This window comes from Flavobacterium sp. FlaQc-47 (assembly GCF_044006475.1).
Taxonomy (GTDB): Bacteria; Bacteroidota; Bacteroidia; order Flavobacteriales; family Flavobacteriaceae; genus Flavobacterium.
This window is the reverse complement of the sequence record NZ_JBIPCQ010000003.1, coordinates 585,309-608,972: the sequence shown is the minus strand read 5'-3', so window position 1 is coordinate 608,972 and position 23,664 is coordinate 585,309. Positions and strand designations below refer to the sequence as shown.

Genomic DNA, 23,664 nt, shown 5'->3' with positions numbered 1-23,664 from the left:
TTAATATAATAGTCAAAAACTAATTATCCTTTGTTACTCATTGCAGAAAGCATACCACCGTAAACGTTGTTTAAAGAAGCAATGTTTGCAGTCATTGATTGCATTTGCTCTTTTAACTTAGAAGCATTTTCAGCGATTTCGCTATTTGCTTGTGCGTTTCTTGAAGCACTTTCTAATTGTACTTTGTATAAGCTGTTTAATGATTCCATTTGCGCAGCAGCTAATGACATTTCTTCAGCATATTTCTTTTGTCCTGCAATAGAATCTACTGTTGGAGAAATTGCTTTTGCAGCTCCTTCGAAATTTTTGATGCTGTTTCCTAAGCTTGACATTAACTCTCCGTCAATTTTAGCTTCTTTCAACATTACATCTAATTTTTGAGATAATAATCCTTGAGCATCAGATGGCGCTTCAACTTTATCCGCTTTTTTTCTAGCCTGACCGTTAGCTAATTCCGGGTAAACAAGAGTCCAGTCTAATTCATCCTCAACTGGTTCGAAAGCAGAAAGAGCAAAGATTAACGCCTCAGTTAATAAACCAACTGACAACATCACAGTTCCTGTTAATGGTCCAATTTCAAAGTGAGTAATTTTGAATAGAGCTCCAACGATTACTACTGCCGCTCCCATACCATAAGCGAAATTCATTGCTTTTTTACTTAATAATGCCATAATACTTTTTGTTTAGGTTTTAATTTAAAAATAGATTTGATTTGGTTATTTGAATTTAATTATAATTTACTTTTCTTTTTTCCGCTTCCTGTTGTTTGAGTTCCCATGTAATCTTGTACAGTTCTGAAACCAATATAACTTCTTGCTGAATCTGCATATTCGTGGTCACGAGTACTTACTTGTAGGAAGTAAGCAACATCTTTCCATGAACCTCCACGAACCACTTTTCTTTGATTGTTTCCATCAATTACGTTAGGGTTCATTGTTGAAACATATTCATAAGCATTTGGATTGTAAGCTGAATCTGTCCACTCTGAAACATTTCCTGCCATGTTATATAATCCATAACCGTTTACTTCATATGATTTAGCTTCAACAGTATATAAAGCTTCATCAGCAGCATAATCTCCTCTGCTTGGTTTAAAGTTTGCTAAGAAACAACCTCTGTCACTTTTAGTATAAGGACCACCCCAAGGATATGTAGCTGATTCCAGACCACCTCTTGCAGCATACTCCCACTCTGCCTCTGTTGGCAATCTGAATGCATTTACTAAATCACGTCCTTTTTTCTTAGATTTGATATAGCTGTTTTTATTTAATGTTCTCCAAGCGCAAAATGCTTTAGCTTGTTTCCAGGTCACACCAACTACAGGATAATCACCGTAAGCTTTGTGCCAGAAATAATCATTATGCATTGGCTCATTATATGAGTAAGCGAAATCTTTAATCCAAACTGTTGTATCAGGATACACACTAACTTGTTCAGTTTTAACGAAATCTTTTCTTTTTCCAACTTTAGCTTTTGCAGCAGCCTGAATGTCCATCCAAGAATAACGGAATTTCAATTTATTCACATCAATTGTTCTCAAACCATTATATGATTCTTCTATTGGTAAATACATAGAATCCATTACCTCAGCATAATACTCATCCGGATATGCTTTAGTATCTTTAATTAACTTAACTTTTTTGTTTAGTTTTCTACCAGCATAAGGATCATCTTTAGTCCCTACACTATAGTAGTTATCATACATGTATTTATCATACGCCGTCATTTTGTCCGGCTCTGAATCATTAAATGCATAATCTGAGATGCTTCCACCTTTTTTACCTTTAGCATCACCAGCTGGCTTTTGCCCTGTTTCGTCAGCTAAAATAGCTAAACGTACTCTCATTGTAGAATCTTTTACCCATTCTACAAATTGACGGTACTCACTATTAGTAATCTCTGTTTCATCCATATAAAACGAACGAACCGTTACTGTTTTAGTCGGAGCATCTTCAACATTAGCTAAATCAGCATCTGATTTACCCATAATAAAAGATCCACCCGGAACTAATGTCATACCATAAGGTTTTTCAGGATGCCATTTGCCTCCTGTAACACCAACTAATTCACCTTTGTCTCCTGACTTACCACAGCCAATTACCAGTGTTAACATTGCTGCAAATGCAATAAACTTCTTCATATAAATTTGGGATTATCTATTCATTATTATAAGTCCGTAAACGTATTTATTATTTATCTAAAAAACAATAGCTATTTGCGAAATTTATTTTACCGTTCAAAAATAATGTTAAAAAAAATAAAAAAAAAATATTTCATCGATAAACTAGCGGAAAAAATCGACGTAAACCGTTAAATTTTATAGTTTAGATTTATTTTCTTACTAATTTTTCTTAATTTTTTTTTTGAAATTATAATTTTATCTAAAATTTTGCTCTATAGAGCATTTTTTCTTTGTGCTTTCCACCATCTTTCCGGCAGTTCTTGGTTACAAGCGCTCAAATATTCGTCGTAAGAACACGGTAATAACGTATTTCTTTTCAATTTATTGTGACCATTTGACTCCGATGGAATTTCAATCCACCAACGATCTGTTTTGTCACTTTTATAGAAAATTAATTCCTCATCTTCAAGAGGAACTATATACTTTAAATACGTTGCCCGACTACCAAACGGATATTCTTTTGATCGATAATGGTACCCTTCTATAAAATACCAGACTATCTGCGCCATAATTACTGCTTCCGGTGCCGTACTATTATGATTAAAAATTCCTAAACAGGAAACTTTATCACTGATACCGGCATATCTTGCCAATGAACATATTTCTTTTCCGTTGAAACCATTGGGCTCAAAAGTAATCATATTACCTGAAACTGATGACTTTACTGAATTTAAATCTATACTTATTAAATCAGCATCTCTAAAAACAGGTTCAGCAAGAGCAATTTTATTCGAAATTTCTCCCAAACGATAAGCATCAAAGAATAATTTCTCGATCAAATCAATTTCTTCCTGCGAATTGTAATAGGTTTGATATCCTATATTACAGTAATTAAAAAGGTTATTGGGCTCATCTATAATGATTTTAGTAAGATAAGAATTAGCCGAAACTGTTTCGTTTTCCTTTCCAAAATCAAATTTATTATCCACAGCAACCATATTTACCATTTGCTCTAAATCATCATATGCGCGATACAATGCATAGGTCAAATCCTGCGAACCTCCCAGAACTATAGGAATCACTTTATTCTTAATTAAAGCAGCTGTTACTTTTTTCAGAGCAAAATAGGTATCCTCTACAGAATCCCCTGCAAGAATATTTCCTAAATCAGCAATTGATGCATCCCAATTACCAGGAAACATGCCGTATAACTTCTTGCGAACTACATTTAAATTAACCTCGTTAATTCCGTTGCTATTACGGCGGTCTTCTAAAACACCAATTATTGCAAAGGTAATTTTATTTATATCAGGAAACTGATCTTTGGTGTGTAAAACTATTTTACTACCCAATTCTTGTGAAGACAATGAACTAATGAATTTTAAAATTCCGTCATTAACTGGTTCTAGAAAATCAAATTCCATTTATTATTTCTTTTTAGCAGCTGGTTTTTTAGCTGGAGCTTTCTTAGCGGTTGTTGCTTTTTTAGCAGTGGTGGCTTTTTTTGCCGGTGTCTTTTTTGCCGGTGTTTTTTTGGCGATCATTTCCTGAACTTCAGCTAATGTCAATTTTGTAGCATCAACATCTTTACTTAATTCAATTTTGATTTTACCTTTTGTAATAACTGAGCGTCCCCAACGGGCCTTTTCAACCAAAATTCCTTCGTCTTCCCAATTGTGAAGCACTTTATCTATATTTTTCTGTAATTTATCTTCAATTAGTTCTTCAACTTCTTGTTGGGACAGGTTATCAAAATTGTATTTTTTGCTTACATTAATAAAAATACCGTTCCATTTGATAAACGGACCAAAACGTCCCACACCTTTTTGTACACCCTCACCTTTGTAAACTGCGATTGGAGCATCGGCAATTGCTTTTTCATCAATTAATTCCTGGGCTCTTTCTTTTGAAAGACTTAACGGATCTTCTCCTTTCGGCAATGAAATAAATACACTTCCGTGACGAACATAAGGACCGTAACGACCATTACTAACTTCTACTTCTTCTCCTTTATATTCCCCTAAATTTTTAGGTAATAAAAACAAATTCAAAGCTTCTTCAAGTGTAATATTACCAATATTTTGATCTGACATTAAACTGGCGAACTTTTTATCTTCATCATCCGCTTCTCCAATTTGAGCCATTGGTCCAAATTTTCCTAAACGAACAGAAACTTGTCTCCCATCTGCATCTTTTCCTAAAATTCTTTCTCCGCTTTCACGTTCTGCATTCGCTTCAACCTCTTTTACATTCGGGTGAAACTTATCGTAGAATTCCTTCATCATAACTGCCCAGTCAATATTTCCTTCGGCAATTTCATCAAAATCCTGTTCTACTTTTGCTGTAAAGTTGTAATCTAATATATTTCCAAAGTTCTTAACCAGGAAATCCGTAACAATAGTCCCAATATCTGTTGGAACTAATTTCCCTTTATCAGATCCTGTATTTTCTTTCAATAACTTCTCCCCCACTTTACTCGCTTGCAAAGTAAGTTGTGTATAATTACGTTCCTGACCTTCAAGAGTTCCTTTTTCAACATAATTTCTGTTGATAATCGTCGAAATAGTTGGTGCATACGTAGACGGACGGCCAATTCCTAATTCTTCTAATTTTTTCACCAAAGATGCTTCTGTATATCTTGCCGGAGGTCTTGAATATCTTTCTGTCGCTGTAATATAATTGTTAACAAGCTTTTCATTTACTTTTAATGCAGGCAACATTCCTTCTTGTTCCTCCTCATCGTCATCATGACCTTCTAAGTATACTTTGAGGAAACCTTCAAAAAGTAAAACTTCACCTGAAGCTGTAAAAATTTCGCTGTGATTATTTGCTTCGATTTTTACGTTTGTTCTTTCTAATTGCGCATCGCTCATTTGAGACGCCAATGTTCTTTTCCAGATCAAATCATACAAACGAGCCTGATCACGATCGATATTTACCGTGTGGCGCGACATATCTGTCGGACGAATTGCTTCGTGCGCTTCTTGTGCCCCTTTGCTTTTGTTAGCGAAAGTTCGGGGTCTTGAAAATTCTTTTCCGTATGATTTTATGATTTCAGCCTCTGCTGCATCCATTGCATCTTTAGAAAGGTTCACACTATCCGTTCTCATATATGTAATAAGTCCGGCTTCGTATAAACGCTGTGCAAGCTGCATGGTGATTCCAACTGGCAAATACAATTTTCTTGCTGCTTCTTGTTGCAATGTAGAAGTTGTAAAAGGGGCTGTTGGTGATTTTTTGGTAGGTTTAGTTTCTAAATCGGCTACCTTATATTGTGACCCGATATTTTTATTTAAAAAATCTTCGGCTTCTTTTTTAGTATTAAAGTTTTTTGGCAATTTAGCCTTGAAAGCTTTTCCTGCTTCATTCACAAATTCGGCTACGATAGAATAACTTGCAACTGCATTAAAGTTTTGGATTTCGCGTTCTCTCTCTACAATCAAACGTACTGAAACGGATTGTACACGTCCCGCAGAAAGTCCTCCTTTAATTTTTCTCCATAAAACCGGAGATAATTCGTAACCTACTAAACGGTCTAAAACACGACGTGCTTGTTGTGCGTTTACTAAATTATAATCTATTTCTCTAGGATTATCGATTGCTTTAAGAATCGCAGACTTTGTAATTTCGTGAAAAACAATTCGCTTGGTTTTTTTAATATCTAGTTTTAGCTCTTCCGCAAGATGCCATGAAATAGCTTCACCCTCGCGGTCCTCATCACTCGCCAGCCAAACCATTTCGGCATTCTTAGATAATGTTTTCAATTTGCTTACCAAGGCTTTTTTATCTGGAGAAACTTCGTATTTAGGTTTGAAACCATTCTCTACATCTACTCCTATTTCCTTTGATGGTAAATCTGCTATATGTCCGTAACTTGACTCTACCTGAAAATCACTTCCTAAAAATTTCTCTATCGTTTTCGCCTTTGCAGGTGATTCCACTATTACTAAATTCTTTGCCATTGCTCTATTTTTCTGCAACAAAAGTATCTATTTTTTTTAAATATCAACCTTGCTAATTCATTTTTGAGGTATTTTAATATTATGATTATTAAAATTACAGATTTATCTGTATTCCTACCTATTATATATATAGGTATAACTATTATAAGATTATGCCCGGAGAATGTTCTTTTTTATCCTCAAAATTCCTAGCCCGGAGTATAGTGAAAAGCCCGGAATAAAAAATGCAAAAAGTTTCTTCTTTTAAAAAAGCGACCAACGGAAGCTCTTTTTAAAACATTAGAAACTTTGCTTTTTTTATGAGGACTTGTAGCGGAAAGCCGGAAATAGCTACAAAATATTTTATATTTTAGATTGTTGATTTTAGATTCCCTTTGATCGGTTTCAACAATCTAAAATCTGAATTCTAAAATCTAAAATTGTAATCTTTAAAATCTAAAAATCTTTTCTCTGCCATCTTGTCATATTTATACCTTTTACGTTATCTTTGCACTTTGAAATTATACAATGGAAAAGATTATTGAAGAAAGCAAACAGGGCGAAAGTCTTGTTTTGGAAAATAAACCTGAGAACACTAAGAAACTTTTTATTGAAAGTTACGGTTGCGCGATGAATTTTTCGGACAGTGAAGTCGTAGCTTCTATTTTATCGATAAACGGATATAACACTACACAAACTCTTGAAGATGCTGATTTGGTTCTGGTAAATACCTGCTCGATTCGGGACAAGGCAGAACAGACTATTCGTAAGCGTTTGGAGAAATATAATGCGGTAAAACGTATTAACCCGAAAATGAAAGTGGGCGTTTTGGGCTGTATGGCCGAGCGTTTGAAAAGTCAATTTCTGGAAGAAGAAAAAATAGTCGACCTTGTTGTTGGTCCTGATGCTTACAAGGACTTGCCAAATTTATTGGCAGAAGTTGAGGAAGGTCGCGACGCTATTAATGTAATTTTATCGAAAGAGGAAACTTACGGTGATATTTCGCCGGTTCGTTTGATGAGTAACGGAATCACAGCTTTGGTTTCGATTACTCGTGGCTGCGATAATATGTGTACGTTTTGCGTTGTACCTTTTACACGCGGACGTGAGCGTAGTCGTGAACCTCAGAGTATTATGAAGGAAATTCAGGATCTTTGGGGTAAAGGCTTTAAGGAAATTACTCTTCTTGGTCAAAACGTTGACAGTTACCTTTGGTACGGCGGCGGTTTGAAAAAAGACTTCGTAAACGCATCGGATATGCAAAAAGCGACAGCGGTTGATTTTGATCAATTGCTTGAAATGGTTGCTGTTGGTTTTCCTAAAATGCGTATTCGTTTTTCGACTTCTAATCCGCAGGATATGCATGAGAGTATCTTGCATGTTATTGCTAAATATCCAAATATATGTAAACACATTCACTTACCGGTTCAGTCTGGAAGTGACCGAATTCTAAAAGAAATGAATCGTTTGCATACTCGTGAAGAATATATGACTTTGATTGATAAAATTAAAGCGATTATTCCGGATGCTTCGATTTCGCAAGATATGATTGCCGGTTTCCCAACAGAAACTGAACAAGATCACCAGGACACAATGAGTTTGATGGAATATGTTAAATATAATTTTGGTTATATGTATTCGTATTCGGAGCGTCCGGGAACTTTGGCCGGAAGAAAAATGGAAGATGATGTTCCGGAAGAAACTAAAGCAAGAAGATTGCAGGAAATTGTTGATCTACAACAAAAACATGCCTGGTTTAGAAGCGAGGAATTCGTTGGGCAAGTTGTGGAAGTTTTAGTTGAAAAAGTGTCTAAAAAATCAACCGAAGAATTCTCTGGAAGAAATTCTCAAAGTATTACGGTTGTTTTCCCTAAAGAGAACTATAAAATTGGAGATTTCGTAAATGTAAAAATCACAAGCTGTACAAGTGGAACTTTAAAAGGTGAAGCGGTTGGATATTCTGAAATGAATTAATTTTTTTTTGCCACGAATTTCATCAATTTGCACGAATTTTCTTTCTTTTATTTATTATTCTATATGTTTGTATAAAAACGAAATATGGAATTATATAGAAAAGAGGAATACTATAAAATTATTGGCATTTGCATGGAAGTTCATAGAATACTTGGCGGTGGACTTCTTGAAATTGTCTACAAGGATGCTTTAGAATATGAATTTAAAAAACATAATATTCCTTTTCAACGTGAAAAAGAATATTATATTAAATACAAAGACATTGTGTTAGCGCATAAATTCTATGCAGATTTTATAGTTTATGACGAAATCATTCTAGAAATAAAAGCATCAAAAGATATAATTGATGAACATATCGCTCAAACAATAAATTATTTAAAACTGGCTGATAGTGATTTAGGAATTATTGTTAACTTTAATAAAAAGTCATTACAACATAAAAGAGTTATTCATTAACCCGGTTTCAAAAAATTAGTGAAAATTAGTGAAATTCGTGGCAAAAGATAAAAAACATAAATGGAAACAGTTCAAGCAATAAAACAACGATTTGAAATTATTGGAAATGATCCTAAATTAAATCGTGCCATCGAAAAAGCCATTCAGGTTGCTCCTACTGATATATCAGTAATGGTAACTGGGGAAAGTGGTGTTGGTAAAGAAAATATTCCAAGAATAATACATTCGCTTTCGCATAGAAAGCATGGTAAATATATTGCGGTAAACTGTGGTGCAATTCCGGAAGGAACTATTGACAGTGAACTTTTTGGACACGAAAAAGGCGCTTTTACAGGAGCTACAAGCACTCGTGAAGGTTATTTTGAAGTTGCCGATGGCGGAACTATTTTTCTTGATGAAGTTGGTGAATTACCTCTTACAACTCAGGTTCGTTTACTTCGTGTACTTGAAAATGGGGAATTTATAAAAGTAGGTTCGTCTCAGGTTCAGAAAACAAATGTTCGAATTGTAGCTGCTACAAACGTAAACTTATTCAATGCTATTGAAAAAGGAAAATTTCGTGAGGATTTGTATTATCGTCTAACAACTGTAGAAATTACTTTACCGCCATTACGCGAAAGAAACGAAGACATTCATTTGTTATTCAGAAAGTTTGTTGCTGATTTTGCACACAAATACAAAATGCCTCCGTTGAAATTAGACGATGATGCAGTACAACTTTTGCAAAAATTCAGATGGAACGGAAACATTCGTCAGTTGCGAAATGTGGCGGAACAAATCTCTGTTTTAGAAACCAATCGCGATATTACATTAGCTACTTTACGCTCGTATTTACCAACTGAGGGAAGTAATTTACCATCGGTAATTAGTGATAAGAAAAAGGAAAGCGATTTTAGTACCGAAAGAGATATTTTGTACAAAGTGCTTTTTGACATGAAAAGTGATCTGAATGATTTGAAAAAACTGACTTTGGAATTGATGAAAAACGGATCATCAAAAGTTCAGGATATTAATCCGAATCTGATTCAGAAAATATACGGTTCTCAGGAAAATGAAAGCGAAATTGATTTTGAAGAAGAGCCAAGAACCGCTGTTATGACACCTGCAGCACGCGAAGATAATTATCAGATACAAGACGATAATTATTTATTTGCCGAAACAATTGAGGAAGAAGAAGTTTTGCGTTTAGAACAAAAAGAAATCGAAATGATCAAAAAGTCATTAGAAAAAAATAAGGGAAAACGAAAAGCTGCTGCAGATGAGTTAGGGATTTCTGAAAGAACCTTGTACCGAAAAATTAAACAATTTGATTTATAAAAATAAATAAATTCCAATCCCGAAGCGTCGGGATAAATTCCAAATTCCAACTTTAGAAAAGTTGAACTTCAAAAATAATTACAAATTGCAAATTGCTATATTTGGAAAAAAATTGGAATTTGGAATTTAAATTTTGGAATTTCCCCAACAATTGGAATTTTGATTTTTTAAAATTGGAATTTACTACTATAGATTTTATGAAAAAAATATATTCTTTACTGGCCTTAATGAGCCTTTTTATGTTAAGCGGCTGTGGAGTTTACAACTTTACAGGAACAACAGGGAAAATTGATGCGAAAACTTTTCAGGTGAACTTTTTTCAGAATAATGCTGATTTAATTGAACCGGGAATTGACAGAACATTTACATTGGCCCTTCAGGATTTAATTCAAAATCAAACCAACCTGAACTTAGTAAGTGAAAGTGGTGATTTAGTTTACGAAGGCGAAATTACAGATTACAGAACGACTCCTATGACTGCGACGGCAGATCAACAGGCGGCTCAAAACCGTTTGACGATTAGGGTAAATGTCAGGTTTACAAATAAAAAGAAAGAAACTGATGATTTCGAAAAATCATTCGAATTCTATTATGATTTCCCGGGAACTGGTTTACCAACAGGAGCCATTTTAAATACAGCGCTTCAAACTATTTTTGAAAGAATCACGCAGGACATTTTTAATGAGTCACTGGCAAAATGGTAAAATTGTTTATTTGTTGAAATCGGTTAAATGTTTAATCGATTCTTTTAAACGATTACATATTTAAACAAAAAACGATTAAATAAAAAAGAAATGAATGTAACTGATTATACCTACTTAATGAACAAACCGGATGCTATTTCTGAAAAGCAAGCGGACGCATTAGGAAGTGTTTTGAATGAATTTCCGTATTTTCAAAGTGCAAGAGCATTACGATTAAAAGGTCTTTACAGTCAAAATAGCTTTAAGTATAATTATGCGTTAAAAGTCACGGCGGCACACACCTCTGATCGTTCGGTTTTATTTGATTTTATCACTTCAGAAGATTTTACTGCTATCCAAAGTGAATTTTATGATCGAAAATTGAGAGATCTTTTAGAAATAAAAGTGGTTGACAGCGAGGTTATTTCATTTTCGGAAATTAAAAAAACAACCGAAACCCGAATTGATCCTGTTGAACAATCTATTCTGAATTCTATAAGAGAAGCGACAAATGCAACTTTTGAAGAACCGGCAGTAACAATAGATAAACCAAGCGTTCCTCTTAATGAGCAATCTATTTTAAATTCTTTTCAAGAAGTAACTCCTGAATCGTTTGAAGAAACTGCAAAAATCGAGGAACTCAAAATTGAGCCAATTACTGAAGAATTAATTTTAGATTCTTTTAAAGAAGTAATACCTATCACTTTTGAAGAGCCTGAAAAAGTTGAGGAAATTATAATTGAACCCGTTTCTGAGCAAGAAATTTTAGACACTTTTATAGCAGTAACACCAACTTTTGAAGAACCTGCAAAAACAGAAGAGAAACCAAATGATTTAATTATTGAGCAATCTATTTTAAATTCTATTATAGAAGCAACAAACATAACTTTTGTAGAAACTTCAAAAATCGAAGAGCAAAAAATAGAGCCAATTATTGAAGAACCTATTATAACTCCCAGCAAAGAAACTATGCCAACCTTTTTTGAAGAAATAGTAGAGGATGAATTTCCGGAAGCAAGAGTTGATTCTATTGAAAAATCAGTACCAGATGCTATTGAAGAATCTACAACAGTTACTTTTGAAGAAACAATAACGCCGGAAGAACCTATAGAAGTTGAAATTCCTGAAGCAGTAAAAATTGCCGAAGAAAATCTGGAAATAGGTAAACCATTGGATTTTTCCGGTAACGAAAAACATTCTTTTCATGAATGGCTGCAATTAGCACGAACAGAACCAATTGACAGAACAGAAGGTCCTGAAGAAGCCAAAAAAAAAGCCGATCCAAAAGTGGAAGCTGAAATAATTGTTGATGAGAAAAAGAAAAAGGCAGAAATAATCAATAAATTCATTGAAACAAACCCAAAAATTCCTCCCATTAAACAAACTGCAATAGTTCCAGCGGTTCAATTTGACCTTAATAAAGAGGATAATTCTTACTTAATGACAGAGACTTTGGCCAGAGTATATCTTGAACAAAAGAAATATACAAAAGCAATACAAGCATATGAAATATTAATTTTGAAATATCCAGAAAAAATTAGTTTCTTTGCAGACCGTATTTCGGATATAAAGATTTTACAACAAAATAACAATAATAATTAAGCAATGAGCACATTTTCAATTTTTTTAGTTTTAATCACAATAGTTTGTTTTCTATTGATCGTAGTAATCATGGTTCAAAACCCTAAAGGAGGCGGATTGTCGTCTACAATTAGCGGAACTCAAATGTTAGGTGGAGTACAAAAAACAACTGACTTTTTAGATAAAAGTACTTGGACACTGGCTACTATTTTGATTGCTTTAATCTTACTTTCAAGTTTAAGCTTTACGGGATCTTTAAGCGATACTGATTCTAAACTTATTGAAAAAACAGAAGCTCCTGCTACTACACCAGCAGTTCCGGTTCAACAAACACCTGCTCCGGCAACTCCTGCAGCAAAATAATAAATTTTTGAAATAAATATAAAAATGCCAGCCTGTCAAAGCTGGCATTTTTTTTAAGAAATAATGTCAGTTTTCAGAGCATGGCATAATTTCTGAAAGTTATTTTAGCATTAAAAAAATATAAACTATTAATAATATAAAATCATGACTTTAAACATTAAACCGCTTTCAGACCGCGTACTTATTGAGCCTGTTGCAGCTGAGACTAAAACTGCGTCAGGGATTTTTATTCCAGATACTGCCAAAGAGAAACCACAAAAAGGAACTGTTGTTGCAGTAGGAAATGGATCTAAAGATCACACTATGACCGTAAAAGTTGGCGACACTGTCCTATATGGTAAATATGCAGGAACAGAATTAAAACTTGAAGGAACTGATTATTTGATTATGCGTGAGGATGATATCTTAGCGATAATCTAAAATCGCTTTATGCTATAAGCTGTAAGCTATAGGCTTTTTTAAAAGCTTAAAACATATTGACTAAAGCTTAAAGCAAAAAAGAAATGAGGGATTTTAAAAAATATGATATTTGGAAGCTAAGTCATTCTTTTACTTTAGAAATATACAAAATGACTTCTTTATTTCCTAAAGAAGAATTATATGGATTAACAAGTCAGATTAGAAGAGCTTCTTCATCAATTCCCACTAACATTAGTGAAGGATGCGGAAGAAATAGCGATAAAGAATTCAATCAATTTCTCAATATAGCTTTAGGCTCTGCCAATGAGACAGAGTATCTTTTGATTTTAGCTAAAGATTTGCAATATCTCAATCCTGAAATTGCGGAGAATCAAATAGTAAAAATCAATAGTATAAAAAGCAAGATTTACAAATTAAAACAAATATTAATTCAGCAGTAGGAAAAGCTTAAAGCTTAAAGCCTCCTGCCTAAAGCAAAAATAGAATGGCAAAAGATATAAAATTTGATATTGAAGCACGTGACGGATTAAAACGTGGTGTTGATGCATTAGCAAATGCTGTAAAAGTAACTCTTGGACCAAAAGGTCGTAATGTAATTATCGGGAAATCATTTGGTGGACCAACAGTTACTAAAGATGGTGTTTCTGTTGCAAAAGAAATCGAATTAAAAGACCCATTAGAAAACATGGGCGCACAAATGGTTAAAGAAGTAGCTTCTAAAACCAATGATTTAGCGGGTGACGGAACTACAACTGCTACAGTTTTAGCTCAGGCAATCGTAAAAGAAGGTCTTAAAAACGTTGCTGCAGGTGCAAATCCTATGGACTTGAAACGCGGTATCGATAAAGCTGTTGAAGCAATCGTTGCTGACCTTGCAAAACAAGCTAAAGTTGTTGGAAGCGATTCTGATAAAATCAAACAAATTGCTTCTATCTCTGCAAATAATGACGAAGTGATTGGGGAACTAATCGCTACTGCTTTTGCAAAAGTGGGTAAAGAAGGTGTTATTACTGTTGAAGAAGCTAAAGGAACTGATACTTTTGTAGATGTTGTTGAAGGAATGCAGTTTGACAGAGGATATCTTTCTCCTTACTTCGTAACAAACCCTGAGAAAATGGAAGTTGAATTAGACTCTCCATACATCTTATTATATGACAAAAAAGTATCTTCTTTAAAAGAATTACTTCCAGTTTTAGAGCCGGTTGCTCAATCAGGAAAACCGTTATTGATTATTGCTGAAGATGTTGACGGAGAAGCTCTTTCAACTCTTGTAGTTAACAAATTAAGAGGCGCTCTTAAAATTGCTGCTGTAAAAGCTCCTGGTTTTGGAGACAGAAGAAAAGCAATGTTAGAAGATATCGCTATCTTAACTGGTGGAACTGTAATTTCTGAAGAAAGAGGTTATACTCTTGAAAATACAACTATCGAAATGTTAGGAACTGCAAAAAGAGTTTCTATCGATAAAGACAACACTACTATTGTAAGTGGTGCCGGTGAAGCTGACATGATCAAAAATCGTGTGAACCAAATTAAAGGTCAAATGGAAGCTACAACTTCTGATTATGACAAGGAAAAATTGCAAGAGCGTTTAGCTAAATTAGCAGGTGGTGTTGCTGTTCTTTACGTTGGTGCTGCATCTGAGGTTGAAATGAAAGAGAAAAAAGACAGAGTTGATGATGCTTTACACGCAACTCGTGCTGCTGTTGAAGAAGGAATTGTTGCTGGTGGTGGTGTGGCACTATTAAGAGCAAAAGTAGCATTGGCAGATATTAAAGCTGACAACGCTGACGAAGCAACAGGAATCCAGATTGTATCTCGTGCTGTTGAATCTCCATTAAGAACTATTGTTGAAAATGCAGGTCTTGAAGGTTCTGTAGTGGTAGCAAAAGTATCTGAAGGTTCAGGTGATTTTGGTTATAATGCTAAAACTGACCAATATGTGGACATGCTTGCAGCTGGAATTATTGATCCTAAAAAAGTAACTCGTGTAGCGTTAGAAAATGCTGCTTCGGTTGCGGGAATGATCCTTACTACAGAATGTGCATTAATTGATATTAAAGAAGAAAACGGAGGCGGAATGCCAATGGGTGGAGGTATGCCAGGAATGATGTAATCATCCTCACTTCTTAAAATTTAAAACGCCAGACATAAATCTGGCGTTTTTTTTGCCACAGATTAAAAGATTAAAAAGATTTTTTTTGCCACGAATTTCACAAATTTTCACAAATTATTTTTCTATTGATTACGCTTAAAAATTTGTGCTAATTCGTGTAATTCGTGGTAAACTTTTTTTTTAAACAAAGCATTCGTGAAAATCTTTGGTAACCTTTTTTCCGCAAAGCATTCGTGAAAATTCGTGAAATTCGTGGCAAACTTAACATTCTCTTTTTCTTTAGAAAATTCATTATGAATATATTTGCAGTTCTATTAAAATTACAAAATGAGAAAATTTACTACTCACTTATTACTTTTTACATTTTTACTCCTTTCCACTTTTTCATATTCTCAATCTAATAAAGAAGCTTATGTTGTATTGGTTTCTATGGATGGATTTCGTTGGGATTATGCGAAACAATTTAAACTTGAAAATCTAAAGCTAATTGCAAAAGAAGGTGTTCATGCTAAATCCATGCGACCTTCCTATCCCAGTAAAACTTTCCCCAATCATTATTCAATAGTTACGGGACTTTATCCGGATCATCACGGGATTATTAATAATGTTTTTTATGATGCTACCCTAAATGAATCTTTCTCTTTATCATCTGATGCAAAAAATGATTCTCGTTTTTATGGCGGAAACCCAATATGGAATGTCGCTGAGCAGCAAGGTATAAAAACTGCTTCGTTCTTCTGGCCCGGATCTGATCTGGATAAAAGAAGACCAAGTTATTATAAAAATTACGATAATAAAATTCCATATGCAACCAGAATTGATACGGTATTGAAATGGTTAGAGCTTCCTGAAAAACAACGTCCGCATTTAGTCACTTTATATTTTGATGAACCAGATCATACAGGACATAATTTTGGACCGCTTTCTCCGGAAAACAAAAAGATGGTGATTAAAATGGATTCAATTATGGGAGAATTATCCCGAAGATTAAATCAATTAGCGATTGGAAAGCAAATCAATTTAATAATAGTTTCAGACCACGGAATGGCAGCTATCAGTAATGATAAGAAAGTAGCAATTCTGGATTATCTAAAACCGGAATGGTTAGGCTATAAAGATGTTATCAACCCAATTATGAGTCTTCAGGCAAAACCTGGCTTTCAGGATTCAATTGTAAAAGCACTAAAAAAAGTACCACATATTAAATTCTGGAAATCAAGCGAAGTCCCTAAAAGATTACATTACGGAACTAATCCTCGTGTGCATGATTTTGTTATTGAAGCTAAAAAAGGATATAGTTTAGTGAGTAAAGAAAGTACGCATATAAAAGGCGGAACACATGGCTATGATAATAAAGAAAAGGATATGCAGGCTATTTTTTATGCAAAAGGTCCTGCTTTTAAAGTAGGTAAAGAAGTAAAATCATTTCAAAACGTTTCGGTTTATCCTTTAATTGCCCATATTTTAGGTTTAAAAATTGATGAAGTTGATGGGAAGTTCAGCGAAGTGCAATCGATGCTGAAAAATTAGATAATGTGCCAATTAGATAATTTCTAAATGATCAAAAGTGACAAACCCGACCGGTTTTTAAAATCGGTCGGGTTTACTAAACTTTATAATTCAGCTAAAGTTGAAGGCAATTCGAAAATTATCTAATTCTCAAATTGCCCATTTTCTAATTAAAATCCTGTTGAAACAGACACCTCTTTCCAGTTCTCTAATTCTTTTTGCACATTTTCAATTTTGAGATTTGCCATATCATAAGCATCTTGTCCTAAAAATAAATGCAATGCAGGATTTTGCTCCTCACTCATTTTGATTAAGGCAACTGCTAATTTTTCAGGATCTCCGGGTTGATTTCCATCAATATCATCTTTATGAGCGCTTTCTGATGCTCTCACTGATTTGTATTCTGCAATTGGGTTTGATGGCAATAATAAAGAACTATCCGCTAAGAAATCAGTTCTGAAATAACCCGGATAAACTAAGGTTACATTTACTCCAAATTCTTTTACTTCGGCAGCTAAAGACTCGGTTAAACCGGCAACTGCAAATTTTGTAGAACAGTAAATTCCCCAACCCGGAAAACCGCCATTATATCCGCCAATAGAAGATATATTAAAAATATGTCCTGCTTTGTTTGCACGCATGTAAGGCATTGTATTTCTGATTACATTTAATAACCCGAAAACATTTACCTCATAATTTTTTCTGGATTCTGCATCTGTCAATTCTTCTAATGTTCCTAATAAACCGTAACCTGCATTGTTTACTAAAACATCAATTGTTTTAAAATGGCTAACAGTTACTTCAATGGCATTTTTGACACTTTTTTCATTTGTCAAATCCATTTCTAAAGGAAGAAAATTTTCAGATGGACTTCCAATTGCTTTTATTAATGCTGCTTCACTTCTTGATGTTGCCGCAACTTTTTTACCTTCGGCTAATAATTTTTTAGCCAATACCAGTCCAAGACCTTTTGACGCTCCCGTTATAAACCAAACTTTGTTATTTTCCATGATTTTATTTTTAGATTAAATTATGGTACAAAGGTATAGGCGTAATAGTTATCCAAAATTAAAGGATTCAAACAAGAAGTTACGAAAATCAAACAATTTCGGTTACGCGATAGGTTTTTGGTGAAAGCTGTGTATTTTTTTTGAAGAAATTAATAAAATGGGACAATTCCTCAAATCCAAGACACCAAGCAATTTCATTAATATTCCAATTGGTTTGTTTGAGTAAAACCATCGCTTCCTGAATAATTCGATCGGATATAATTTGTGATGTCGTTTTTCCCGTCGTTTCTTTTAGTGCTTTATTCAAATGATTCACATGAACATTTAACTGATTGGCAAATTCTGAAGGTGAACGAAAATTAATTTGCTGTGACATCGATTCAATCGGGAATTGGCGTTCCAGTAATTCCAAAAATAAGGAAGAAACCCTAATCGTAGCGTTTGATTTACTGTATAATGAAGAAGTTACGGTTTGTGTTTTTAGCGCGAGATGAATAATCTCAAAAACAAGATTGCGAAGCATGTCGTATTTAAATGCGTAATCAGAATCTATTTCATCGAACATTCTTAAATAAACTGATTTTAATGATTCTGCCAGTTCTTTAGAAACAGGCACAATAGGATTTCCGCCGGGTTGAAACAAAGGGTATTCTTTTAAATTTCCAAACTGACTAAAAAATGCGTCTGTGAAAATGCAGAAAAATCCGGTTTGATTCTCATCAATATGTTCCCAACTGTAGGGAATTTGAGGATTCGCAAAAAATAAAGCCTGATCTTCTATCTCAACAATTTTATCTGCATAATGCACTTTGTTTCTGCCAATGATTAAACTTATTTTATAAAAGTCTTTACGAGTATAAGGCAATGGATTACAAGTAGAACCCACATAATCATCCAATTTAAAAACATTAAAATGTCCGATTTCTTTTTGAAGATTCTCGGGCATTCCTTTTATTTTAATTGTGTAAAAATCTTCGAGGGTTTCTGTGCGTTTCATTTTACAAAGTTACAAAAATCAAACAAATTAGATAATTAGAAAATGTGCCAATTTGATAATTTGATAATGAGATAATTTTATAGGCTGTCATGTAAACGTAATAGACTCGACAAGTTTTTAAAACCTGTCGGATTTACTGTGTCGGATATATATTAATGTAAACAGAATTGACGTGAATGTCCAGCGTAGACGCACTGCTGTGCGTCTCTACGATAAATTGGGGCAGAAATTAATTATGAGATTATCTAATTGACAGATTACCACATTAACTAACCACTTTATAAGTAGGATCTTCAATTAGATTCACTTTAATAACGGCTTCGGCATTTTTAAGTAATTGAATGCAATCAGGACTTAAATGTTGAAGTTCTACTACTTTATTGAGCTGATTGTATTTCTTGGTTAGATTATTCAGCACTTCAATGGCTGACATATCTGCGATACGGCTTTCTTTAAAATCTATAATTACGTGAGAAGGGTCGTTTGCAATATCAAATTTCTCCATAAATGTGGCGACAGACCCAAAGAATAAAGGTCCGTAGATCTCGTAATGCTTTACTCCTGCTTCATCAATAAAATGTTTAGCACGGATTCTTTTGGCACTTTCCCATGCAAAAACAAGAGCCGAAATAATAACCCCAATCAAAACCGCCAATGCCAGATTATGCAATAATATAGTAATTACAGCGACCAAAATTCCAACAAAAATATCATGCTTCGGCATTTTATTGATGACTTTAAAACTTGCCCATTCAAAGGTTGTAATTGCCACCATCATCATCACACCAACTAAAGCCGCCATGGGTAATTTACCAATTACAGGTGCGCCAAAAAGTATAATGAATAAAATAGTCAATGCCGCAATAATTCCTGAAAGACGTGCTCTTGATCCTGCCGAAAGATTCACCAATGTTTGTGCAATCATGGGACAACCGCCCATTCCAAAAAAGAAACCATTTAAAATATTCGAACTTCCTTGCGCTATACATTCACGATTGCTGTTTCCTCTGGTTCCGGTAATTTCGTCGACAAGATTTAATGTCAGTAAACCCTCAGTCAAACCTACAGCGGCAACAATTACAGAATACGGAAATATAATTTTGAAAGTCTCAAAAGAAATAGGAATATCAGGGATATGAAAAGGAGGAAATCCGCCTTGAACAGATGCAATATCTTCAACTGTTTTGGTTTCGATATTAAAAATTAATACAATGGCAAATACTACCATTATTGCGACTAAAGATGCCGGAACTGCTTTTGTAAGCTTCGGAAAAATCAAAACGATCCCAATTGTCAATGCAACCAAACCCAGCATAATATACAAAGGCGTTCCCTGCAGCCATGAAGTTTGTCCGTTGATAACGGTTTTGAATTGTTCGAGTTGTGACATGAAAATAACAACCGCTAATCCGTTTACAAAACCAAACATGACGGGTTGAGGAACTAACCGGATAAATTTTCCGAGTTTAAAAAGTCCAATGCAAATCTGGACGACGCCCCCAATTGCAACGGCAGCAAAAACATATTCTATACCGTGAGATTTCATTAAGGCGATTAAAACAATAACGGTCGCTCCTGCCCCGCCCGAAATCATTCCCGGTCTTCCGCCAAAAATAGCGGTGACCAATCCGGCGATAAAAGCGGCATATAAACCTACCAAAGGCGGAAAACCTGCTAAAATAGCAAATGACAACGATTCAGGAATCATGGTCATAGCAACTGTTAAGCCTGCTAGAATTTCATTTTTATAATTGACTTTTTGAGTAAAGTCAAAGAGATGGAGTGCTTTTTTCATAAGAGCACAAATGTAGAAAATAATGCCCAAAAAGAGCGTCAACCTTTTCAAATCTGAAAAAGCAATTCAAAAAACGAAATATCAAAACAGTTAACTAAACTGTTTTAAAACCAAAAGAAAAAGTGAAACGATGAAACTTGTCATAATTGAATTTTGAAAATAAATTATCGTACAAAACTATTTATAAAATAATATGCAAACCTACGTATTTATACCTGTTTTTTATTTGATTAAAATATTTAATCTAATCGAATACAAATATAACCCAGAGCATTTACATAATCGACAATGTGATTACATTGCAGCTCAACAGCTTCTACACGCAAAATTTTATCGCAGTCTTCTAAATCAAAATTGATTCTGTAATCCGGAAAATGTTTTTGGATTACAGCAATGACATCATTTTTATCTGATTCTTTCTGGACATTTGTTTTAAAAACCTCAACAACCATAACTATTTATTTAATTTTTAGCTTTTAGATTATTTTCGCTGAAAAAGATTGTATGATACTCCTACTCTAACATATCCTTGTGCATCTTCCTTATGATCGTAAACATATTTGTTAGTACGCTCTCCTTTTTCGGTAATACGTGTGCTGACAACATTGTTGACACCGGCTTTTACAAAGGCAATTATTTTAGGAGTAAAGCAATATTCATAAGTAATACCGGATTTTAGCTCCAGTTGATTGAGTTCATAAACGCCATTTAAATCCGGGGTTTTTAAATCTAAATAAAAGCTTTCAGAATTTAATTCTGTTCCAAACGAAATTCTTCCGTTTTCCATCAATTCCCTTCTGAATAAAAGTCGTTGTGGTAAAATAAAATCCATATCCCACTTTGAATCCTTAAACTTATGGTTCAGGGTAAAAAGCGGCGTTACAGGAACAATTGACGATGGGTCCAGCAATGCCAGAGCACCAACGGTAATTGTTGTACTTGGCGTTCTTTTAAGCACTATAATTGCTGATGCAAATCCTTTTAATCGTTGAAAACTATCCTCATTTCCGTCAACACTTACTGTTGCATTGTAGATTACAGGTTTTTTAAAAAGCGATGACATATAAGTTGCGCTCACAGCTCCTGCCCAATAATGAAAATCCTCTGTACCTCTTGTATAGGTTTGTGTGGTGTTGTAATTGTAAATATCGCCAAAACTATAATTTTCGTATTTATATCGAAGTGAAGTTGTTAACACCAATTTTTTAGATTTTGATGCATAAAATGGCATATTAAAAGCCGCTTTAAATCTACTATGACTTTCGATTCTTCCTCTTTCAAAACGATCTCCAAAAAGCTTCGAATCATAATTTGATGGTCCTAATTGTTCATATTGAACATCAAAAGTTCTCGTAGTAGGGAATTTGTCAACTATTGCCTTTCCTAAAGTTTTCATCCCCGGTTCTTTTTCCTGAGCCATGCTTTGTAAAGACGTAAATACAACGATTAACGAAATGATTTTTGATTTCATAGAGTAGAATAAATAAGCTTGTTCTTAGAATTAGTATTTTTAAATCGGTTCAAAAGTAACTGACATACTCGTATTATAATAACGTTTTTATACAAATGGCGTATCATTTATACCAATGGCGTTCGTATAATTTATGCTTAACTAGTACAATAGCCTGTAATATTACCTTAATTTTGCCGTTATGAAGATTCTTAAAATATATCAGAACTTTTTTCTTCGAAATCTAATCGTGAATACGGTTGTTCTGGGTCTTATTTTTGTTGGCGTATATGATGAAATTAATTATGCCGGAAAAAACTCTTTTATTCTTTTACATAATATTTGCCTTGGTTATTTCCCCGTATATATTGGGATATTGTTTAGTAATACTTTTATCATCAAAAGATTTCTGTTCAAAAAGAAATACAAAACTTTTTGGCTTTTATTTCTCTCTTTTTGGACCTGCTATTATATTTTTATGACCTATTATTTTTATCATACAGGTCTTGGCAGAATTAAAACATTATCTATTTCGTCTTTAATTTGCAATGGTACTTTCTTGTTTTTTTTGCATACTGTAATCATGAAAAAAGTCTCGCAAACAGACAAAGATATTATGAATTACAAATCTGAACTTTCATTTTTGAAACAACAGCTCAATCCGCATTTTTTACTTAATGCCATGAATAATTTATATGGAGAATCGCTTGCAGAACCTGATAAAGTGCCGGACAGAATCCTGAATCTTTCGGATATGCTGCGCTACCAGATTGAAGCTACCAAAAAAGATTATGTATCGATAGAGGAAGAAATTGCTTTTATAAAAAAATACATTGAGTATTATACTTTTCAAAACGAACGTCTTGTGGTTACCCAAAATTTTGAAGGCGATTTTGACACTATTGACATTCCGCCTTTGTTTTTTTTGCCCTTGGTAGAAAATGCCGTTAAATTTTCGGCAGAAACCGCTGCACCTTTCATTCATATTGACTTAAAGGTAAAATGCAAAAATTTATCTTTTACATTAAAAAATAACTTATTAGAATCCGGTTCGCGACTTTCAAGCACCGGAATTGGAATCGAAAACCTTAAAAGACGCCTTGAAGTTTATGGTTTAAGACATGAACTGAGTTGTAAAAAAGAAAAGAATACCTTTATCGTAAAATTAAATATATGGCATCTCCCTACCGCTGTCTTATCATAGATGATGAATCGCCGGCACATAAGGCGCTAATATCACATATTTCGAAATTTGACGATCTGGAACATTCCGGAAGTGCTTTTAACGGAATGGAAGCTATAAAAATGCTCAACGAAAACACCTACGATATTATTTTTCTGGACATTAATATGCCCGTAATTTCCGGTGTTGAACTAATGGAATTACAACCTAAAAGACCTTTGACGATTGTTACAACGGCTTATTCTGACTTTGCGCTTTCGGCATATCAAAACGATGCGATTGATTATTTGCTTAAACCTGTTTCGTTCGAAAAATTTTCTAAAGCAATCGAAAAAGCAAAGATTTATTTCTCTGGAAATTCCGCAAAAAAAGAAATTACTCCAAACGTAAAAGTCCTTTCCCACCGCGTAAACGGACAAATGACAGAAACGCTTTTAACGGATATTATTTATATCGAAAGTCTGGGCAACTACATGAAACTTTACAGCACAAAACTAAAATCGCCTATTATTATTTACGGTTCGCTCTCGAGTATTTCGGCAGAAATTGACAGCACTAATTTTGTACAAGTGCATCGTTCCTTTATTGTAAATGTTACCAAAATTACTTCTGTTACTTTTAAATCGCTTACTATGTTTAATGGCGAAATTATTCCTGTGGGAAGGAAATATCAGATTTTATTGGATAATTTGACAATTCGATAATTTTTGAAAGCTCAACTTAATGGTTGGGCTTTTTTTGTTTTTATTT

At 34.0% G+C, this 23,664-nt stretch carries 21 protein-coding genes; 12 read left to right on the top strand and 9 right to left on the bottom strand.

The features are described 5' to 3' along the window. Positions 1 to 23: 23 nt before the first annotated feature. The 4 genes from gldL to topA all read right to left on the bottom strand — a co-directional run bounded on the left by gldL (position 24) and on the right by topA (position 6,084). On the bottom strand, positions 24 to 671 hold the full coding sequence (gldL, locus tag ACHRVX_RS12240; RefSeq protein ID WP_395332557.1) for a gliding motility protein GldL: 648 nt from the start codon (positions 669 to 671) through the stop codon (positions 24 to 26). A 59-nt stretch (positions 672 to 730) separates the two neighbouring features. Continuing rightward, positions 731 to 2,140, bottom strand: coding sequence for a gliding motility lipoprotein GldK (gene gldK / locus ACHRVX_RS12235; protein WP_055094854.1), 1,410 nt, complete (start codon positions 2,138 to 2,140; stop codon positions 731 to 733). A gap of 254 nt (positions 2,141 to 2,394) precedes the next feature. After that, positions 2,395 to 3,546: a formimidoylglutamase gene (locus ACHRVX_RS12230; RefSeq protein ID WP_395332554.1), complete on the bottom strand. Its 1,152-nt coding sequence runs from the start codon at positions 3,544 to 3,546 to the stop codon at positions 2,395 to 2,397. 3 nt (positions 3,547 to 3,549) lie between these two features. Next, on the bottom strand, positions 3,550 to 6,084 hold the full coding sequence (gene topA / locus ACHRVX_RS12225) for a type I DNA topoisomerase (protein WP_395332552.1): 2,535 nt from the start codon (positions 6,082 to 6,084) through the stop codon (positions 3,550 to 3,552). 507 nt (positions 6,085 to 6,591) lie between these two features. Here topA and miaB point away from each other — a divergent pair. The 10 genes from miaB (at position 6,592) to ACHRVX_RS12175 (ending at position 16,500) form a co-directional block, all read left to right on the top strand. Further along, positions 6,592 to 8,037 (top strand): tRNA (N6-isopentenyl adenosine(37)-C2)-methylthiotransferase MiaB, encoded by a 1,446-nt coding sequence (gene miaB, locus ACHRVX_RS12220; protein ID WP_395332550.1) that lies wholly within the window; start codon positions 6,592 to 6,594, stop codon positions 8,035 to 8,037. A gap of 84 nt (positions 8,038 to 8,121) precedes the next feature. Further along, positions 8,122 to 8,493 (top strand): GxxExxY protein, encoded by a 372-nt coding sequence (locus ACHRVX_RS12215; RefSeq protein ID WP_395332548.1) that lies wholly within the window; start codon positions 8,122 to 8,124, stop codon positions 8,491 to 8,493. Positions 8,494 to 8,553: 60 nt separating this feature from the next. After that, a complete protein-coding gene (locus tag ACHRVX_RS12210) occupies positions 8,554 to 9,810 on the top strand; it encodes a sigma-54 interaction domain-containing protein (protein WP_395332546.1) in 1,257 nt (418 codons plus the stop codon). A gap of 197 nt (positions 9,811 to 10,007) precedes the next feature. After that, positions 10,008 to 10,514 carry an LPS assembly lipoprotein LptE gene (gene lptE, locus ACHRVX_RS12205; RefSeq protein WP_395332544.1) on the top strand — a complete coding sequence of 169 codons (507 nt, stop codon included), beginning with the start codon at positions 10,008 to 10,010 and terminating at the stop codon, positions 10,512 to 10,514. Positions 10,515 to 10,604: 90 nt separating this feature from the next. Beyond that, a complete protein-coding gene (locus ACHRVX_RS12200; RefSeq protein WP_395332542.1) occupies positions 10,605 to 12,095 on the top strand; it encodes a tetratricopeptide repeat protein in 1,491 nt (496 codons plus the stop codon). Between the two features lie 3 nt (positions 12,096 to 12,098). Next, on the top strand, positions 12,099 to 12,437 hold the full coding sequence (gene secG / locus ACHRVX_RS12195; RefSeq protein ID WP_395332540.1) for a preprotein translocase subunit SecG: 339 nt from the start codon (positions 12,099 to 12,101) through the stop codon (positions 12,435 to 12,437). Between the two features lie 144 nt (positions 12,438 to 12,581). Further along, positions 12,582 to 12,857 (top strand): co-chaperone GroES, encoded by a 276-nt coding sequence (gene groES, locus ACHRVX_RS12190; RefSeq protein WP_007806577.1) that lies wholly within the window; start codon positions 12,582 to 12,584, stop codon positions 12,855 to 12,857. A gap of 83 nt (positions 12,858 to 12,940) precedes the next feature. After that, positions 12,941 to 13,297 (top strand): four helix bundle protein, encoded by a 357-nt coding sequence (locus tag ACHRVX_RS12185; RefSeq protein ID WP_395332538.1) that lies wholly within the window; start codon positions 12,941 to 12,943, stop codon positions 13,295 to 13,297. Positions 13,298 to 13,341: 44 nt separating this feature from the next. Further along, positions 13,342 to 14,970 carry a chaperonin GroEL gene (groL, locus tag ACHRVX_RS12180; protein WP_395332536.1) on the top strand — a complete coding sequence of 543 codons (1,629 nt, stop codon included), beginning with the start codon at positions 13,342 to 13,344 and terminating at the stop codon, positions 14,968 to 14,970. 327 nt (positions 14,971 to 15,297) lie between these two features. Then, positions 15,298 to 16,500 (top strand): ectonucleotide pyrophosphatase/phosphodiesterase, encoded by a 1,203-nt coding sequence (locus ACHRVX_RS12175; protein ID WP_395332534.1) that lies wholly within the window; start codon positions 15,298 to 15,300, stop codon positions 16,498 to 16,500. Between the two features lie 149 nt (positions 16,501 to 16,649). Here ACHRVX_RS12175 and ACHRVX_RS12170 read toward each other — a convergent pair whose 3' ends face one another. The 5 genes from ACHRVX_RS12170 to ACHRVX_RS12150 form a co-directional block, all read right to left on the bottom strand. After that, complete coding sequence (locus tag ACHRVX_RS12170; RefSeq protein WP_395332532.1) at positions 16,650 to 17,489, bottom strand: oxidoreductase; 840 nt, start codon at positions 17,487 to 17,489, stop codon at positions 16,650 to 16,652. Positions 17,490 to 17,577: 88 nt separating this feature from the next. Continuing rightward, complete coding sequence (locus ACHRVX_RS12165) at positions 17,578 to 18,486, bottom strand: helix-turn-helix domain-containing protein (protein WP_395332530.1); 909 nt, start codon at positions 18,484 to 18,486, stop codon at positions 17,578 to 17,580. Between the two features lie 265 nt (positions 18,487 to 18,751). Continuing rightward, the gene (locus ACHRVX_RS12160) at positions 18,752 to 20,281 is read right to left on the bottom strand and encodes a SulP family inorganic anion transporter (RefSeq protein WP_395332528.1); all 1,530 of its coding nucleotides are present in this window, start codon (positions 20,279 to 20,281) and stop codon (positions 18,752 to 18,754) included. Positions 20,282 to 20,520: 239 nt separating this feature from the next. Next, on the bottom strand, positions 20,521 to 20,733 hold the full coding sequence (locus ACHRVX_RS12155) for a hypothetical protein (RefSeq protein ID WP_395332526.1): 213 nt from the start codon (positions 20,731 to 20,733) through the stop codon (positions 20,521 to 20,523). A 29-nt stretch (positions 20,734 to 20,762) separates the two neighbouring features. Continuing rightward, positions 20,763 to 21,752 carry a hypothetical protein gene (locus ACHRVX_RS12150; RefSeq protein ID WP_395332524.1) on the bottom strand — a complete coding sequence of 330 codons (990 nt, stop codon included), beginning with the start codon at positions 21,750 to 21,752 and terminating at the stop codon, positions 20,763 to 20,765. Between the two features lie 181 nt (positions 21,753 to 21,933). Between ACHRVX_RS12150 and ACHRVX_RS12145 the strand changes: the two genes are divergently transcribed. Together ACHRVX_RS12145 and ACHRVX_RS12140 are read left to right on the top strand one after the other, a co-directional pair. Beyond that, positions 21,934 to 22,935 carry a sensor histidine kinase gene (locus ACHRVX_RS12145; protein WP_395332522.1) on the top strand — a complete coding sequence of 334 codons (1,002 nt, stop codon included), beginning with the start codon at positions 21,934 to 21,936 and terminating at the stop codon, positions 22,933 to 22,935. After that, positions 22,905 to 23,618, top strand: coding sequence for a LytR/AlgR family response regulator transcription factor (locus tag ACHRVX_RS12140; RefSeq protein ID WP_395332520.1), 714 nt, complete (start codon positions 22,905 to 22,907; stop codon positions 23,616 to 23,618). The genes ACHRVX_RS12145 and ACHRVX_RS12140 overlap by 31 nt, the downstream gene beginning before the upstream one ends. Positions 23,619 to 23,664: the final 46 nt, after the last annotated feature.

Coding starts and splice junctions, on each gene's coding strand:
- ACHRVX_RS12165 (WP_395332530.1), bottom strand. CDS start 18,486: ATGAAACGCACAGAAACCCTCGAAGATTTTTACACAATTAAAATAAAA.
- ACHRVX_RS12185 (WP_395332538.1), top strand. CDS start 12,941: ATGAGGGATTTTAAAAAATATGATATTTGGAAGCTAAGTCATTCTTTT.
- gldL (WP_395332557.1), bottom strand. CDS start 671: ATGGCATTATTAAGTAAAAAAGCAATGAATTTCGCTTATGGTATGGGA.
- ACHRVX_RS12160 (WP_395332528.1), bottom strand. CDS start 20,281: ATGAAAAAAGCACTCCATCTCTTTGACTTTACTCAAAAAGTCAATTAT.
- topA (WP_395332552.1), bottom strand. CDS start 6,084: ATGGCAAAGAATTTAGTAATAGTGGAATCACCTGCAAAGGCGAAAACG.
- ACHRVX_RS12155 (WP_395332526.1), bottom strand. CDS start 20,733: ATGGTTGTTGAGGTTTTTAAAACAAATGTCCAGAAAGAATCAGATAAA.
- groES (WP_007806577.1), top strand. CDS start 12,582: ATGACTTTAAACATTAAACCGCTTTCAGACCGCGTACTTATTGAGCCT.
- ACHRVX_RS12170 (WP_395332532.1), bottom strand. CDS start 17,489: ATGGAAAATAACAAAGTTTGGTTTATAACGGGAGCGTCAAAAGGTCTT.
- ACHRVX_RS12230 (WP_395332554.1), bottom strand. CDS start 3,546: ATGGAATTTGATTTTCTAGAACCAGTTAATGACGGAATTTTAAAATTC.
- gldK (WP_055094854.1), bottom strand. CDS start 2,140: ATGAAGAAGTTTATTGCATTTGCAGCAATGTTAACACTGGTAATTGGC.
- groL (WP_395332536.1), top strand. CDS start 13,342: ATGGCAAAAGATATAAAATTTGATATTGAAGCACGTGACGGATTAAAA.
- ACHRVX_RS12140 (WP_395332520.1), top strand. CDS start 22,905: ATGGCATCTCCCTACCGCTGTCTTATCATAGATGATGAATCGCCGGCA.
- ACHRVX_RS12215 (WP_395332548.1), top strand. CDS start 8,122: ATGGAATTATATAGAAAAGAGGAATACTATAAAATTATTGGCATTTGC.
- ACHRVX_RS12210 (WP_395332546.1), top strand. CDS start 8,554: ATGGAAACAGTTCAAGCAATAAAACAACGATTTGAAATTATTGGAAAT.
- lptE (WP_395332544.1), top strand. CDS start 10,008: ATGAAAAAAATATATTCTTTACTGGCCTTAATGAGCCTTTTTATGTTA.
- ACHRVX_RS12145 (WP_395332522.1), top strand. CDS start 21,934: ATGAAGATTCTTAAAATATATCAGAACTTTTTTCTTCGAAATCTAATC.
- ACHRVX_RS12150 (WP_395332524.1), bottom strand. CDS start 21,752: ATGAAATCAAAAATCATTTCGTTAATCGTTGTATTTACGTCTTTACAA.
- secG (WP_395332540.1), top strand. CDS start 12,099: ATGAGCACATTTTCAATTTTTTTAGTTTTAATCACAATAGTTTGTTTT.
- ACHRVX_RS12200 (WP_395332542.1), top strand. CDS start 10,605: ATGAATGTAACTGATTATACCTACTTAATGAACAAACCGGATGCTATT.
- ACHRVX_RS12175 (WP_395332534.1), top strand. CDS start 15,298: ATGAGAAAATTTACTACTCACTTATTACTTTTTACATTTTTACTCCTT.
- miaB (WP_395332550.1), top strand. CDS start 6,592: ATGGAAAAGATTATTGAAGAAAGCAAACAGGGCGAAAGTCTTGTTTTG.